This is a genomic window from Sulfuritalea sp. (assembly GCF_031426875.1).
Taxonomy (GTDB): Bacteria; Pseudomonadota; Gammaproteobacteria; order Burkholderiales; family Rhodocyclaceae; genus Sulfuritalea.
In genome coordinates this window covers 1-15695 of the sequence record NZ_JASJPC010000061.1, presented here as the reverse complement: position 1 = coordinate 15695, position 15695 = coordinate 1, and the positions used below count along the sequence as shown (strand labels likewise).

Sequence of the window (15695 nt, the reverse complement as noted above, 5' to 3'; positions counted from 1 at the left end):
GCTTATCGCGAGCAAGCTCGCTCCTACAGGGAATGCGCCATTTCCTTGTTGACTGACTACTAGCCCTACAGAAGCGCCGCTAGGGAGGTCTGAAAGTCGGCGCCGGCAGCACGGCGCCTCACGCAAAATCCGGCGATGCAGGCGGCATTGAGGCGGCGCTCAGGTGGCAATGGGCAGCCGCTGCAGGAACTCGTCGCAATCCTGCTGCACCTTCGCCGCCAGCAGGTGGTCGGCGCGGGTCCTGCCGAGGTTGATCGCCATCACCGGCTTGCCGCGCTGGTGGGCATGCTCGACGAAGCGGAAGCCCGAATAGACCATCAGCGAAGAACCCACCACCAGCAGGCCGCGCGCGGCGTCGATCGCGGCCATGGCGGCACTGACCCGCTCCCGCGGCACGCTGTCGCCGAAGAACACCACGTCGGGCTTGAGCATGCCGCCGCAGTCGGGACAGGCCGGGATGCAGAAGTCGGCATGGAGTCCTGCCGCCATGTCGGCGTCGCCATCCGGGGCGATGCTTGCCGCCGCGCCGGCGACGCCCGGATTTGCCGCGCTCATCCAGTCCTGCACGGCCGCCCGCGGCCAGGTCTGCCGGCAGGCCAGGCACAGCACCCGGGCCAGCCCGCCATGGAGTTCCAGCACCGCGCGGCTGCCCGCCTTCTGGTGCAGGCCGTCGACGTTCTGCGTGATCAGCAGGGCGATCCGCTGCCGGTTTTCCAGCTGCGCCAGGACGCGATGGCCGCGGCCCGGCGAAGCCTGACCCACCGTGGGCCAGCCGAAAAAGCTGCGCGTCCAGTAGCGCCGGCGCGTGCTCTCGGAACCCAGGAAATCCTTGTGGTCGATCGGCCGGCTGCGCTTCCATAGCCCGTCATGGTCGCGATAGTCCGGTATGCCGCAGGAGGTGCTCAAGCCGGCCCCCGTCAGGACCACCACGGAGCCCTGGTCGAGCAAGGCCGCTACGCGCTGGGCGTGGCTGTCGATATCGCATCCGGTCACGGCGGAAGATCGAACCACAGCGCTCCGCTAGCCTGCCACGGCAATGGCGATCGTGACCACGCCGAGGACCAGATTGATCAGCACCAGCTTGCGGATCGCATCCATCGCCGCGCCGCCTGCCGGCCAGGTCTGGGCCGCCACCGCGGCCGTCAGGCGCGGGTAGTAACGCAGGACGATCAGCAGGTAGATCAGCATCATGACGCTGCCGATGCCCGCCATGACATGCCAGCGCCACGGCGTGACGGCGCCGCCCAGACCGCCGAAGCGCAGCAGGCCGCTGACCAGGATGGCGATGATGGCGACGCCGACTATCGCGAAAAAGCGCCCGAGCACGGCAGCCAGCAAAGGCAGGCGCTGCGGTGGCGGCAATTGGGCCGCGGCGACGGGGCGCAGGCAGACGTGCGCGAAGAACATGCCGCCCACCCAGACGACGACTCCCAGCAGATGGATCAGGACCGCGATGCGCATGGTGGCAGGACCGGAAATTCGATGGCGCCATTGTAAGCATCTGCACCGTTGAAGCCGTCAAGGAATAGGGCGGGCGTGGGCGGGCGTGGGCGGGCGTGGGGCGGGCGTAGGGCGGACCGTAGGGCGGACTTCAGTCCGCCATCGTATTCTGGCCGACTGAAGTCGGCCCTACAAGGCCATCCACCCCTGGCCGGCTGAAGTCGGCCCTACAAAGCAAACCACCGCCGGTCGACTGAAGCCGGCCCCTGTATCCAGGTATTATTTTCCGATTGGCAGGCGCCGCATCAGCCCTGAGCCTGCGAACCCGGGAGACAGCATGAGCAACAGCATCGATCGCCTGCTTGCCTATCAAATCGAGGCGCGCCACACACCCGGCGCCGTGGTCCATGTCGAGCGCGCCGGAAAGGTTCTGGCGCACCGCGCGGCCGGCCGGCTGCGGCCCGACAGCGAGGAACCGATGCACGACGGGGCGCTTTTCCGCCTGGCCTCGCTGAGCAAATCCATCGTCAGCTTCGCCGCGCTGATGCAGGTCGACGAAGGCTTGCTGGAACTCGACGCTCCGGTCGGCAACTACCTGCCGGAGCTGGACCGGCTGCGCATGAAGTCGGGGGCGCGGCCGCAGCGTGCGCCGACGGTGCGCGACCTGATGCGGCATACCTCGGGCCTGGCCTACGCCTCGGAAATCCCGGACGCCGAGTTGCGCGCCGCGGCAGCACAGGCCGACTTTGCCGGGCAGATGCCCTACGTCGATGCCCAGGCCTTCCTCGACGCTCTCGCCACGGCACCGCTCGCGGCGCAGCCGGGCACGGCATTTCGCTACGGTTATTCCACCGACGTGCTCGGCATGATCGTGGCGAAGCTCGATGGACTGCCACTCGGGCTGGCACTCAAGACGCGGATTTTCGAACGCCTGGGCATGCACGACAGCGGCTTTGAAGTACCGTCAGCCGCGCAGGGAAGGCTGGCCGCGGCCTATGCCGAGGATGCAGCCTGGCAGGCGCGCGTGGCCGGCTATGGCCTGCGCAGACCGGACCGGCCCTGGATGGAAAGCGGCGGCGGCGGACTGGTGGCGACGCTGGGCGACTACGCCTGCTTTGCGCGCATGCTGGCCAACGGCGGCAGCCATGCCGGCGAAAGGCTGCTGTCGCCGGACCTGTTCCGCGAAATGTGCGGCAACCAGCTTCCCCCAGGCGTCGACGGCCCGGTCGGCTTTACCGGCCCCGGCTTCGGTTTCGGGCTCGCCCTGGCGGTCAGGCTCGACTGGGGTGCCGCGGCCATGCCCTGCGCGGCGGGCGAGATGGCCTGGTCCGGGATCAGCGGCACGGCCATGTTCGTGCATCCGGGCGAGCGCTGGTTTGCCCTCTGCTTCACCAGCAACATGAGCAGCCGCATGATGGCGCGCATGGAATTCCGCCGCGCCTTGACGTTCCTGGCCTGAGGGCGGTGTTGGGACCCAAGGACCGGATCGGCCAGCCGCGGGCGGAAGGCGCTGTAGGGCCGACTTCAGTCGGCCGGACTACGATGACGTTGTAGGGCCGACTTTAGTCGGCCGGGGGTGGATGGCGTTGTAGGGCCGACTTTAGTCGGCCGGATTAGGATGGCGGACTGAAGTCCGCCCTACGGTCCGCAAGTCCGCCGTCACGCCAAGGCCGCCTTCAGTGCCGCGACCTGGTCGGTGCGTTCCCAACTCAGATCGATGTCGCTGCGCCCGAAGTGGCCGTAGGCGGCGGTCTGGCGGTAGATCGGCCGCGCCAGGTCGAGGGTTTCAATGATGCCGCTCGGCGTCATGCGGAATACCTTTTTCACCGCCGCTTCCAGTGCTTCGTAGGGCACGGTTCCCGTCCCTTGCGTGTCGATCATCACCGATACCGGGTCGGCCACGCCGATGGCGTAGGCGATCTGCACCAGGCAGCGCCGGGCGAGGCCGGCGGCGACGATGTTCTTGGCGATGTAGCGCGCCATATAGGTGGCGGAACGATCGACCTTGCTCGGGTCCTTGCCGGAGAAGGCGCCGCCGCCGTGCGGACAGGCGCCGCCGTAGGTGTCGACGATGATCTTGCGCCCGGTGACGCCGGTGTCGCCGTTGGGGCCGCCGATCTCGAAGGGGCCGGCCGGATTGACGAAGATGCGGAAGTCCGCGGTGCGCAGCTTGGCGGGCACCAGCGGATCGATGATCTCGCGCGTGACTTCGCGCGCCACCCAGGCCGGATCGAGGTCGCGTTGAATCTGCGTCGAGATCACCACGTCACTGACCCCGGCAACCTTGTGTCCCTCGTAGAGCACCGTGACCTGGCTCTTGGCGTCGGGCCGCAGCCAGGGCAGGGCGCCGGATTTGCGCAGTTCGGCCTGGCGCCTGACCAGACGATGCGCGAGCCAGATCGGGTAGGGCATCAGGTCCGGCGTTTCGTCGCAGGCATAGCCGAACATCAGCCCCTGGTCGCCGGCGCCGAGCGTGCCGTCGGCATGCACCACGCCCTTGTTGATCTGGATCGACTGGTGGTTGAAGCGCACCTGGATTTCGCAATGCTCCGGGTCGATGCCGGTCGCCGCGTCCTTGTAGCCGGCGTCCGTCAGCACCTGGCGGGCGATCGCCGCAGCGCGGTCATGGACCTCGTCGAACACCGCCGGATCGGCGGTGCGGAATTCGCCGGCAATGACCACCAGATTGTCGGCGACCAGGGTTTCGCAAGCCACCTTGGCCGTCGCTTCGCGGCTCAGGAAGGCGTCCAGAATCGCGTCCGAAATCTGGTCGGCGAGCTTGTCCGGGTGGCCTTCGGAGACCGACTCGGAGGTGAATAGATAAGTCCTGGAATGCATGTTTATCTTGGAGACAGTTCGTCGCTACTTCGATACATTCATTTCTATCCAAAGGTGACGCAGCTCAATTTCCGGTAGACCGCTTTCTCTTGTGTGCGAAGAGCCATAGATCGACAATCGAGCCCCCTGATTGTCGGACTCAATATGCAATAGGTCTTTCGCTGACCATCCACGATTTGTGCGCCCCAGCTCTTCGATCCATTTTGTCACTCGGGAGTACCAGAATGCCGTGTTGTTTTCTTGTACATATCCGATCATGGCGGCCAGCACGTGTTTAGCGCCATGGTTCCCAGCTTTAAATCGCTGGATTCCTCCAGTGCTGGTAACGCCAGAGAAGACATATTCCCTTTCATCGCGCTTCTTGTCTTTGGGTGTTGGAAGTCGCTTGCACTCTATGGGCAATAGGGTCTGGAAGTCGTAGCAACAACGCCCATCGATCCAGACTGTGGCGGCACACGGCGCGGCTACAAGGTCAATCTTTCGGTCATTGCACTGCTCATCCGGTTCTTCTACTCGAAACTGAAGAAAGTCCCAGCCGAGTGATAGTCGTGCAGCGCTTGCGAGATGGCCGCAAAGCTGAGACGTAAGATCGGTTTCAGATGTTTTCCGTGGCCGTTCGGGGCGATCCCGCCAACGTGGCAGTTCTTGCGCTATGAATTCGAGCAATTCATACAGCGACGCTGCTTGCAAATGCACATCTCTGCTAAGCGTCCCGGTCTGGGCACGATTTCGTGAGGAGTCCGCTAGCATGGGAAAACCTTAGAAACCCTGCGCACGCAGATCGACAAGTGTTTCATCGGCATCGCGCAACGCTACGGATCGTAGCCAGTAGCGCAGTTGATCCGGCTTGAGAAGAAATATGAAGTTCTTGTCGTATATCCGGCAGATGCCCGAAACGTGAAGCGCGGTGCCCTGCTGTTCATGGAACAGCGCATTGAGCTTTCCCCTCAATTCATCGGCACCACTCCAGTTCACCTTTCCCTTGCCGAAAACAAAAGGCTGGCAGATGACACCCGGCCATACTTGAGGCTCAAGGGCGAGCAACGGGTTCTTCTTGTAGATGCCGCTTATCTGGCGACAAAAGACACGCGAAAAGTCCGCGAGCGCATCGTGTCCGGTCTCTTTTAGCGCTGACGAGTCCTCACCTAATCGGACAAGGTCGCGGTAGTAATCCACGACATCATCCACAACAATCCTCTCGTTCTCGCTACAACCAAGAGTGCCGGACTTGGGATATGGAAGGGAAACCACATCGACCGCTGAAAGCGTTGTAGCGTGCTGCGTAAACAGCTTGATGCTAGTACCCGCGACAAAGGCTTGAAGCTCACGCTTATGCTCGCGGATGAACTCGTCCACCTTACGGACCTCATTCTTCTGGGACGGCTTGCCACAGAAGCCCACAATCTGATTCTTATAGGTCAGATAGCCAGTCTCAACGTAGGCGTGATTCAAGTCGAACTGTTGATGAATCAGCGTCATCGGTGCGGTAAATCGCTCCGCCGTGTATTGGGACTTAAAGATCTGTGCTTCAACGACAGTAATGGCGTTCCGATCTATTCCTGCCACTGTCATGGCATTCGAGGGCAGCAGGGGCTTTCCGGTAAGGTGACTGGCTGGAGATAGTTTTTTTGTCTTGCTACCGGACGGATCGCTCTTGGGAGTTGCTTCGATGAAACCTTCGCCGAAATTCCATTTCTGCTCCTCCGCATATTCTCCGAGTGTTCTTGTCTGTTTAACGCGGTCTATGAAGTCGAGCACACGACCCCCGCCCAGCAGGTCAGCTCGCCAAACTGCGTCGTTGGACAGCACCAGCTTGCGTGGCAACCAATGCATATCGTAATAGTCAATATCAAACCCTTGTTCGGCATCGACACGACCGCTACGGCGGAAGGTGGCGTGAAGGACTTTCCGATTCGCAGGCGGCGGTGTGGACTCGGCGACGACGACCACGATTTTTGTGTCGGCCCCTCCCTTCTGAAATAAGCCTCGCACGGAGATAAAGTCCAGTACCTCGCGGATGTCCCATTTCGCGAAAAAGCGGCGCCGAAATTCCCGGGACTGCTGGTTGTATAGAAAGTTGTATTGCTGGAGCATGCTGAGAGCGCCGCCCTCGGTGACCATCTCCATGGCCTCATGCAAGAAGAGATACGCAATTTGCTTGTCCGGCAAGTCCCCGTGAGTTTCCTTGTACCGCTTGTAACTACGCTCGGCGGCCGGTGTGTTGAGACTTGAAGCAAATGGCGGATTTCCTACTATGACCCCGATTGAATCCTCAACCAGCCGCTGTTCCTTCGCCGCAAAAAAACAGGAGTGGTGTAGCGTTTTGCCGGCCAGGGGAGGAAACAGCTTGATGGCCGCCCGGATCGCCTCCGGTTCCAGGGCGTCACAAAGCGCCAAACACAGGCTGAACGCCGCGAGTTCCACGGCGCCCTCTTCCAAGTCGATTCCGTGAACCTTTTGCAGCAAGCCCTTCAGCACAATTTCATCTGGCCTTTGCCAGTTGTTTCGACTACGCCAATGCACCACAAGCCGTTTGTAGGCTTCCACCAGAAAAACGCCGGAACCGCATGAGGGATCCAATATGACCTCATTGCGTTGGCATAAGCGGTCTAGTCGTTCCCAGCTTAGCGATTCCTCCAACATCAGGCGGACGAGGAATGGTGGCGTGTAGACGGAACTGTCCGTGTTCGTGACGAACAACTGGTAAATGTGGCTTATCAATTCGACAGGGAGGTCTTTGAATGAGTAGAGCTCCCACAGGGTCAGTTGCCCGCCCGCTTCTTCGCGGCCTTCAATCAGTTTGGAGAACTGAACTAGCTGTTGACTGGTGCTTAGTCGTTCCTGGTCCGCTTCGCCGAGACTGAACACGTTTCCGTTGAACCTGATTTCCAGCGCTCTCAGCAGCTTGACGAGAGCCGCTCCATTGGCGAGCACTTCGAAGAACCTGTTGGCGCCAGCCAGGAAACGGCCAAAATAGCCATCCTCAAAGATCTCGCGCTTCTCCAAGTATGCAATCAGCAAGGACAGGATTATGAGCTTCCGGCGCAATGGTTTTGGCAGAATTCCTTTCTTGTTTAGCTCCACGGAAAGGTGTTTGACCGCTGCAACCAGCGCTTTGTGCGCGGATTTCCTTGCCGATAGCAAAGCCCTGCACGCAGTCGTATCGTTCCACAAAGTCCCATTGCGAAGTTGTTCAAGATCCCACCATGGATCGTTGCTGATCGCCGATGCCAAGAGAAGTGTTTGTGCCGGCTTGCAGACGATTTCGCCATTCCTGGACACGAAATCTGGTCCGTGAGCGCACCTGAAAAGTTGCAGTTGCCCTGGCAACTTTCGATACACAAGAGGTACACCACCCCAGCTCCAGAGCTTCTTGTGAACCTTTGCAAAAGCAAGGTCTTCGTCCAGTCGATTCGTGACGAAGATAAATGCTTGGGCCACGGGAGGCTTGCCATTTCGCCCTGCTTCAAAAAATACGGCGTCCGCACCGTACTTTCGTGCTTTCTCCATCATCACCACTTCGTCGGGTGGCCGCCCTTGGGGAGCATAGTCCTGCACTCGGACAAGCCCATCCACCGCCGAGCAGTTCTCGGCGCTGTCAAGGTGATTCCACCATGCTTGACGGCTACTCATTAATGATTCTCTTCAGACCAATGGCGCATTTGTGGCTTGCCTGTTGTAGTTCGCGAACTTTCGAGTACTGATTTTGGACTCCAAAGTGGCTCACCACATGAGCCTGTAAAGACGAATTCCAGCGTTCCACCATTTCCAAAGGGTACTGCCCGACAGCCAATCAGGAGCATGGAACAAGTGGGAATATCTCGCTAAAACCTTTGGTTAAGGCATCCGGGCTCGAATTTGCCGCGTCACTGATGACCATCCCTCAAACCAGGCGAGGTTCGCCGTGCCGCCAGCGCCGACTTTTCCGCAAAACTGCGGGGGCGTGTTCATCGCCTAATCAAACAGAATCACCTGGCGCACCGCTTCGCCCGCGGCCAGTCGGTCGAAGCCCTCGTTGATCTGGTCGAGCTTGAGGCGATGCGTGATCAGCTTGTCCACCGGCAGGCGGCCGGCCTGGAACAGGGCGATGTAATGCGGGATGTCGCGTGCCGGCACCGCCGAGCCGAGGTAGCTGCCTTTCAGCGTGCGCTCCTCGGCGACCAGATTCACCGCCGGTAGGTTGAAGGTGTGGGACGGCGGCGGCAGGCTGCAGGTCACCGTGGTGCCGCCGCGCCGCGTGATCCGGTAGGCGGCGTCGAGCGCCTGCACCGAACTCGCGGCTTCGATCGCGATATCGACGCCGCCCCCGGTCGCGGCCTTGACCTGGGCCACGAGATCGGGATCGTCGGCACGGAAGGCTTGTGTCGCGCCCAGCGCCAGTGCGGTTTCGAGTTTCGCCGGCAGGGTATCGATGGCGATCACTGCGCGCGCGCCGGCGGCCAGTGCGCCGAGCACGGCCGAGAGGCCGACGCCGCCCAAGCCCACCACGGCGACGGTCTGGCCCAGCTTCACCTGCGCCGAATTGATCGCCGCGCCGACGCCGGTCAGCACGGCGCAGCCGAACACGGCGGCGACGTCCTGCGGCAGGTCGGGGCTGACCTTGACCAGCGAGCCGCGGTTGCACACCGCGTATTCGGCGAAGCAGGAAACGCCGACCTGATGGTTGAGCGGCGTGCCGTCGGCGCGTGACAGATGCCGATGGCCGCCGACCATGGTGCCGGCGGTGTTGGCCGCGGCGCCGGGCTCGCACAGCGCCGGACGGCCTTCGAGGCAGGGCAGGCAATGGCCGCAACTGGGCACGAAAACCAGGGCCACGGCATCGCCGCGCTTGAGATCCGTGACGCCCGGGCCGGTCTCCTCGACGATGCCGGCGGCCTCGTGGCCGAGCGCCATGGGCATCGGCCGCGGGCGGTCGCCATTGACGATCGACAGGTCGGAATGGCACAGGCCGGCGGCGGTGATTTTGACCAGGACTTCATTGGCGCCGGGGCCGGCGAGGTTCACGGTCTCGATCGAAATCGGCCGGGTTTGCGCATAAGGACGCGGTTGTTCCATCTGGCTCAGCACGGCGGCGCGGATTTGCATGAGATTTTCTGCCTTGATCGGGTTAATTCGTTGCAGTGTAGCGGATTAGATTTGTTCCCATGTCAGCTTCCCGCTATTCGCTTGCCGCCCTGCTCGCCAGCTCGACCCTGGCGTTGAATGCCTGCGGCGTCCTGCCGCCCGCCGGCCAGGCGCCGGCCGCGGCAAGAGTTGGCGCTGGCGCCACGGCGGCACGGCCCGCGGCGCCCAACATCAACGACAAGGCCTATGACGTGGTGCTGTTCGCGCTGGGCCTGATCGAAACCGGCTACCGCTTCGACGGCAAGAATCCGGAAGCCGGGCTCGATTGCAGCGGCATGGTCAGCTATGTGTTCCGCAAATCGGCCGACATGCAACTCGCCGGCTCGGCGGCCGATCTGGCGCGCCAGGGCAAGCCCGTCGCGGCGGCGCAGCTGCGTCCCGGCGACCTGGTGTTCTTCAACACGCGCAACAAGTCCTACTCGCACGTCGGCATCTACATCGGCGACGACCGCTTCGTCCATGCCCCCAACAGCCGCGGCAAGGTGCGCACCGAAAGCCTGAAGCAGGGCTGGTTCGCGGCGCGCTTCGAAGAAGGCCGCAGCTACTTCGACTGAACGCGTGGCCCCCACCGTCACTACCGGAAAGCAGGTAGCCAAAATACGGCATTGCCGGTATTCCATCGGAATGGCGCCGAGAGTATCTTTTGCGTCGACTGCACGGCGGTGTCTGTTCGCATACGCCGCATGCGACCCGCTACTCCATCCTCGCGCAATGCGGGGCTTTCAAACTCCGGCCGGAGCAATCCAGCCGGGTTTTTTTTGCCCGGAAGAACGGTACGCCGGCGGCAGGCCTCCGGTGCGATCGAGGCCTGGATTCGGCGTGATGACAACAACTGCCTGCCGCCTCGCCACGGCGTCGGATCTGCCCGGTTTCCGCACAGTGCGGCGGGGAACTCGTAAAATGGACCGCAGTAGCTTTTGCCCAACGCCATGAATACCCCCACACCCGGTTTGCCCGCCATCGATCTGAACTCGCCCGAGCGCAAAAAGGCAGAGCGAAAGGCCCTGCGCCCGGCGCCGGTGCCAACGCCCGGGGATCAGCATGCGGTCTTCCAGGCTATCCTCGCCCATGCCCCATTGGCCATCTGGATGGTCGACGCGCAGGGGCGCATGCGTGTCGTCAGCCGCAGCCTGTGCGATGCCCTGGGCATCGCCGAGAGCCGGTTTCTTGCCGCCGCCCATTACACCGACCTGCTGCCCCCGGCGACTGCCGCGGCCTGCCGGCAGGCGGACCTGGAATGCCTGGCCCAGAATGCGCCACATCATGCGCAGGCATGGCTGAACTTTGTCGACGGCCACGCCCACCTGCTGGATATCACCCGGCTCGGCTTGCGTGGCCCCGATGGCGGCGTACGCGGGATTGTCGGCTTGGCGACTGACGTCACCGAGCGCATCGCGCACGAAAAGCAACTGGAACATATCGCGCACTACGACGCCCTGACCGGCATGCCCAACCGCGCACTGCTGGCCGACCGCCTGTCGCAGGCACTGGCCCGCGCCAAACGCGACCGGGGCCTGCTCGCGGTATGCCATCTCGACCTGGACGGCTTCAAGGCGGTGATCGACGGCTGCGGTCACGCGGTCGGCGACCGGGTGCTGGTGGAGGTCACGCGGCGCCTCAAGGAAACGGTGCGCGCCGACGACACGGTGGCCCACCTCGGCGGCGACGAATTCGTCGTGCTGCTGGTCGGGCTGGAAGCCACCGAGGAATGCGTGGGCAGCCTGCAGCGCATGCTGGAAAGCATCCAGCAGCCGATCGACATCGATGACACGGTGCTCAAGCTCAGCGCGAGCATCGGCGTGGCGCTCTATCCCGCGGACGAGCAGGATGCGGAGACCCTGCTGCGCCATGCCCACCAGGCCATGTGCCTGGCCAAGCAGTCGGGCAGGAACCGCTACCACCTGTTCGATGCGGCAAGCGACCTGCGCGCGCGCTCCCATCACGAACTGTTGCAGCAGATCAGGCACGGCCTGGGGCATGGCGAATTCGAGCTTCACTACCAGCCCAAGCTGGAACTGCGGACTCGCCGCCTGGTCGGGGCCGAGGCGCTGATACGCTGGAACCACCCGCAGCGCGGACAGCTGCTGCCGGCGGATTTCATGCGCACGGCGGAAAACACCGAGCTGGAAATCGAGCTGGGCGACTGGGTGGTCGCCACCGCCGTCGAGCAGTTGCAGCAATGGCAGCAGGCCGGCTTCGAGATCCAGCTGAGCATCAACATATCGGCCTATCACCTGCAGTCGCCGGGTTTCGTCGACAAGCTGGGCGCCTGCGCAAGCCAGGGCGGAACCTGCCTGCAGCGCCTGCAGATCGAGGTGCTGGAAACCGCGGCGCTGGAAGACATCGCCAGGATAGGCGCGCTGATCAAGGCCTGCCGGCAGTTCGGCGTGGGTTTCGCTCTGGACGACTTCGGCACCGGCTACACTTCGATCACCTACCTGAGCAAGCTCGACGTGGATACCCTGAAGATCGACCAGTCCTTTGTGCGCGACATGCAGCAAAGCAAGGCCGACCACGCCATCGTGCAAGGCATCATCGCGCTGGCGCGGGCCTTCGAGATGCACATCGTGGCCGAAGGGGTGGAAACCGAGGCGCACTATCAGGCATTGCTGCAAATGGGCTGCGAGATCGGCCAGGGCAACGGCATCGCACAACCGATGCCCGCGGCCGAACTGGTCTGCTGGCGCGGGCTCCAGCCCGCCTGATTCGTCGCGACGGGCATAAAGACAATAAACAATAAGGGAGGGCGGCATGGGGCAATTGGTGAGCTGGACCGAGGACCTGAGCGTGGGCATCGAGGCCATCGACGACCAGCACAAACGCATCGTCGACTACATCAACCAGTTGCACGACGCGGGCTTGCGCAAGGACAGGGAAGCCATCGGCAGCGTGCTCGCCGAACTGATGGAATACACGGTGTCGCACTTCAGTTTCGAGGAGGCGCTGATGGACCAGGCCCGCTATCGCTACGCGGCGCCGCACAAGAAAGTGCATGAACTTTTCACGCGGCGCATCGCCGAATACCGGCACCGCTTCCAGCTCGGCGAAGACGTCGCCGTCGAAATGCAGGGCACCCTGATCAAGTGGCTGATGAATCACATCAAGCGCGAGGACATGAACTACAGCGAGGCGGTGCGCGCCAGCCTCGGCGAAGGTGGGCCCAAGCCGAAGGAAGAGGCGGAAACGGTTGCGGCAACGGGCGCCGTGCGCAAATTCTTCGGCCGCACCTAGGCGCACAACACTCTTCCCCTTCAAGGGGGAGTTAGAGGGGCTACCAACCGCGCAAGATGGCTGCGCCTGGAACACTCTCCCCCTTTCAAGGGGGGAGTCGGAGGGGGGATGGGGGTACAAAGGCGGCTACCGCGCCCACAATGCCTTCAATGCTGCGCCAGATAAGCCGCCCGGATCGCCTCGATGCGCTGCCGGTTCACCCCGAAATCCTTGCCCCCGAGCCGGCTCGCGCTGCGCAGCTCGATCGCGCCGCGCGCCGGATCGAACCAGAACTCGAGGTCGTCGGTGAATTTCAGCCAGCGCGTCGTCGCCTGCGCATACAGGTAGTCCGGCCGCTGCTCGATCACCGTGATGCCCGGCATCGCACCCAGCACCGCCGCCAGCGCCTGCATCGAGGCCGGCGCGGAGCCGCGCAGGGGCAGCGGCTGGATCAGCGCATATTCCCGCTGCGGATGATCCGGGTACAGCCCGGCCTGGCTCGATACGCTGTTGGGCGTCGGCGACGGCGGCTTCAGGCGACCTTTGCTGACGCCGAGGTCCGCCGGGCGGCTGCCGCTCAACACGCCCAGTTGCACCAGCACCAGCGCCAGGACGAGGATGCCGGCGAGGATGTAGAGGGCGGTTTTCACGGGCGCGGCACCGCAGCGAGGGCTGCCGCAGGTCGGCGCAGCAGGGGCAACGCGGCGACCACCCCGCGCCACGCGTAACGACATGCCACGAAAGTTGGCGCTGGCGGGACGGTGATTTTGGATTTCAAGGTGGCGTTAGATGCTGGCGTCAAATGGCAATTGCTCACCGCGTAACTCCGCGAGCGTTTTACCAAACGATGGGTTATACGTCCGGGCATATTCCATTGGCACCGATGGAATGTTGAACTTGGCACAATGTTTCTTCCCGAAGGCATCCTCAATTGCGACCTTAATTGGGACGAACCCTTTGCGTGGCGATGGAAAGCAACCACCCCAGCTGTCCGACTGCTCAAAATACACGACTCCGTTGGTTGACTGACCGGGTCGAAGGTAGGTCTTTGCATCCACCGGTGCAAGGTGGTTTGTTTGCATGAGAAACGGAAACACTTTGATGTTTTCACCAATCTTCGCTTGGAAATCGGTAAGGGCAGCAATCTGATCGTGGAGCCAGAACCAGCCGACGGAATATCTGAGCCAAGCGAGGCTAAACGGGCGAATATGCCAGTGGTACCCAATCGAAATGTTTACGATGCTTGAGGCGGCCGAGCCTGCATTTGCCACTGCCAGATATAGAGCAATGCCTGTGCGATGTGCTTCGTGCTCACAGTTCATTTTCCCGATGGGATACGTACAGCAAAACGTTGGCCCATCAATAAGCCCTAACTTGAACTTTGGCCTTCCACGTAATGCCGAAAAGATGCCACTGATCCAGCCAAAACCCATAGTCACAAGAAAAATTCCGATGCTTACAACACCTTGGTTGTCGTTTGACCATTTACTGGCCTGCGTGAAGAGTTCAGTCAGCGTAGTAAGCATCTAGCATTCACGGGAATTGGCGCTGCGCGGCTTTATCGCGCAGCGCCCGGCGGACCGCAGGGTCAGAGATCAAGGGCCTGCAGAACAGGCATTTCTTTCGGGCTGATTTCAAGGTCGCTCCGCTCCATTTCATACGCATCAAAGAACTTGTCTGTCAGTTCGCTGATAACCGTGTTGTGGTAATGCGCCATCCAGAGATACTTAGCGGATATGGGGTTAAGCTCTCCGAAGGCTTTCGAATTCGAAAGTATCAGTTTCTTATGATTCTCTAGAAAAAATGGTTGGTCCTCTGGCTCATCGATTTCCCCAAGGAATGACCGGAGATAGTCAATTGAATACACACCATCATCTTCGCGTCGAAGGTTCTTCCGAATGCTACTGATTTCCTCGTCCCATGAATTGTGGGAGGAAAGTAAGCGATTGTCGGTAGACAGGGCATCGATAAGTTTTGGATCAACGACAACTCGCGGATACTTTGCATAGATTGATTCGAGTTCGTAGGCGCGTACAAAGCCAGGCCCGAATATGGTCTTTTCCTCGAAATGGATATCGCCAATGGATATACCTCCTCGGAGGCATATCCCATGGTTTATCAACTCTCCCTGCATATGCACCAGATCGAGTAGTTCGAAAAAGGCGAGCCCATATGGGAACTCAGAATTGGTTTTTGAATCCAGTGGGCGAATGCGAATTATCGAATCCGAAAACTGGATGATCCTGGGCTCAAAACCTTCTCCGTCTTCTTCCTCGTCAAAGCCAGAGAACTTTAGAACCGTTTCTAGTTTTGATCGAATTTCGTCGTAGGTACAGGAACTGACTAGGGCTTTGAAACCAAGGATATCTACGAAGGTGATTACGGCGGCACGGTACATGATTGATCTCTAGCGTAGAGGTGCCCGGCGCTGCGCGGCTTCATCGCGCAGCGTCCAGCGACCGAAGGGAGCGGGGTCGGCCGCCATGTTAGGGGTTCTTGCCAACGATGAGCACCCAGAGATCGAAGACGCGGACAACGAAGGTAAGTAAGCCGCCACCGGCAACGAGAGTGGTAACAAGCCAATGTTCCTTCGCCCACTCACCAATTACGGCGGGGGTAAATCCGTACTGTTCAGCCCAGGTAGCTTTTGTCTTGAGGCTTTTGTTTGTCGTTCTCTCAAAGATGTTCGCTAAAGTATCGACTTTCCGCAGAGTGGACTGATGCAGTTTGACGAACTCTTTGTTGTCAAATGCAGCCGCCTCCTGCTTTCCCGTCATAAAGTCTTTGGCGGTGATTTTGTTCAGTTCAATCAGCATCTCAAGCCGTGGATGACCGATATAGCCGACACCGTAGATGTCCACGAGCGCACGCGAAAGGTCAAACTTTCGGTCCTCAGATACTTGAATAGGTGCGCCGCCTAGAACGCGGTATCTATGTTCGATAGCGGCGAACCCGTAGTTGACGTCCCGCATGTTCCAATGAATCCAATTGCAGTGCTGGCGAGTGCGCAGAAAATCAAAAAAACGATCTAGTATCGATACGCATTAATTACGAAACATAATGACGAGCCATTTTGAGATCAG

Annotated in this window: 14 protein-coding genes; 4 read left to right on the top strand and 10 right to left on the bottom strand. The window is 61.1% G+C overall.

Translation table 11 applies throughout. The features are described 5' to 3' along the window. Positions 1 to 159: 159 nt before the first annotated feature. Together RMO95_RS21805 and RMO95_RS21800 are read right to left on the bottom strand one after the other, a co-directional pair. Positions 160 to 993 carry an NAD-dependent protein deacetylase gene (locus RMO95_RS21805; protein ID WP_310452795.1) on the bottom strand — a complete coding sequence of 278 codons (834 nt, stop codon included), beginning with the start codon at positions 991 to 993 and terminating at the stop codon, positions 160 to 162. Between the two features lie 27 nt (positions 994 to 1020). Beyond that, positions 1021 to 1461 carry a CopD family protein gene (locus RMO95_RS21800; protein ID WP_310452794.1) on the bottom strand — a complete coding sequence of 147 codons (441 nt, stop codon included), beginning with the start codon at positions 1459 to 1461 and terminating at the stop codon, positions 1021 to 1023. 316 nt (positions 1462 to 1777) lie between these two features. Here RMO95_RS21800 and RMO95_RS21795 point away from each other — a divergent pair, with 316 nt between their 5' ends. Then, positions 1778 to 2899: a serine hydrolase domain-containing protein gene (locus RMO95_RS21795; protein ID WP_310452793.1), complete on the top strand. Its 1122-nt coding sequence runs from the start codon at positions 1778 to 1780 to the stop codon at positions 2897 to 2899. A 200-nt stretch (positions 2900 to 3099) separates the two neighbouring features. On the opposite strand, the gene metK is transcribed toward RMO95_RS21795, so the two are convergent. The 4 genes from metK to RMO95_RS21775 all read right to left on the bottom strand — a co-directional run bounded on the left by metK (position 3100) and on the right by RMO95_RS21775 (position 9363). Next, positions 3100 to 4278, bottom strand: a complete 1179-nt coding sequence (metK, locus tag RMO95_RS21790; protein WP_310452792.1) for a methionine adenosyltransferase — start codon at positions 4276 to 4278, stop codon at positions 3100 to 3102. Positions 4279 to 4302: 24 nt separating this feature from the next. After that, complete coding sequence (locus RMO95_RS21785; protein WP_310452791.1) at positions 4303 to 5028, bottom strand: hypothetical protein; 726 nt, start codon at positions 5026 to 5028, stop codon at positions 4303 to 4305. A 9-nt stretch (positions 5029 to 5037) separates the two neighbouring features. Beyond that, complete coding sequence (locus tag RMO95_RS21780; RefSeq protein ID WP_310452790.1) at positions 5038 to 7911, bottom strand: class I SAM-dependent DNA methyltransferase; 2874 nt, start codon at positions 7909 to 7911, stop codon at positions 5038 to 5040. Between the two features lie 321 nt (positions 7912 to 8232). Then, positions 8233 to 9363: a zinc-dependent alcohol dehydrogenase family protein gene (locus tag RMO95_RS21775; protein ID WP_310452789.1), complete on the bottom strand. Its 1131-nt coding sequence runs from the start codon at positions 9361 to 9363 to the stop codon at positions 8233 to 8235. A 59-nt stretch (positions 9364 to 9422) separates the two neighbouring features. On the opposite strand from RMO95_RS21775, the gene RMO95_RS21770 reads away from it, so the two are divergent. From RMO95_RS21770 to RMO95_RS21760, 3 genes are all read left to right on the top strand, one after another. Then, complete coding sequence (locus tag RMO95_RS21770; RefSeq protein WP_310452788.1) at positions 9423 to 9956, top strand: C40 family peptidase; 534 nt, start codon at positions 9423 to 9425, stop codon at positions 9954 to 9956. A gap of 375 nt (positions 9957 to 10331) precedes the next feature. Continuing rightward, on the top strand, positions 10332 to 12107 hold the full coding sequence (locus RMO95_RS21765; protein WP_310452787.1) for a putative bifunctional diguanylate cyclase/phosphodiesterase: 1776 nt from the start codon (positions 10332 to 10334) through the stop codon (positions 12105 to 12107). 46 nt (positions 12108 to 12153) lie between these two features. Further along, positions 12154 to 12633 (top strand): bacteriohemerythrin, encoded by a 480-nt coding sequence (locus RMO95_RS21760; RefSeq protein WP_310452786.1) that lies wholly within the window; start codon positions 12154 to 12156, stop codon positions 12631 to 12633. 146 nt (positions 12634 to 12779) lie between these two features. On the opposite strand, the gene RMO95_RS21755 is transcribed toward RMO95_RS21760, so the two are convergent. The 4 genes from RMO95_RS21755 to RMO95_RS21740 all read right to left on the bottom strand — a co-directional run bounded on the left by RMO95_RS21755 (position 12780) and on the right by RMO95_RS21740 (position 15584). Continuing rightward, positions 12780 to 13262: a DUF1499 domain-containing protein gene (locus RMO95_RS21755; protein WP_310452785.1), complete on the bottom strand. Its 483-nt coding sequence runs from the start codon at positions 13260 to 13262 to the stop codon at positions 12780 to 12782. 135 nt (positions 13263 to 13397) lie between these two features. Continuing rightward, positions 13398 to 14138 (bottom strand): hypothetical protein, encoded by a 741-nt coding sequence (locus RMO95_RS21750; protein ID WP_310452784.1) that lies wholly within the window; start codon positions 14136 to 14138, stop codon positions 13398 to 13400. A gap of 62 nt (positions 14139 to 14200) precedes the next feature. Further along, positions 14201 to 15010 carry a hypothetical protein gene (locus tag RMO95_RS21745; protein ID WP_310452783.1) on the bottom strand — a complete coding sequence of 270 codons (810 nt, stop codon included), beginning with the start codon at positions 15008 to 15010 and terminating at the stop codon, positions 14201 to 14203. Positions 15011 to 15098: 88 nt separating this feature from the next. Then, positions 15099 to 15584 (bottom strand): hypothetical protein, encoded by a 486-nt coding sequence (locus RMO95_RS21740; protein WP_310452782.1) that lies wholly within the window; start codon positions 15582 to 15584, stop codon positions 15099 to 15101. Positions 15585 to 15695 lie beyond the last annotated feature (111 nt).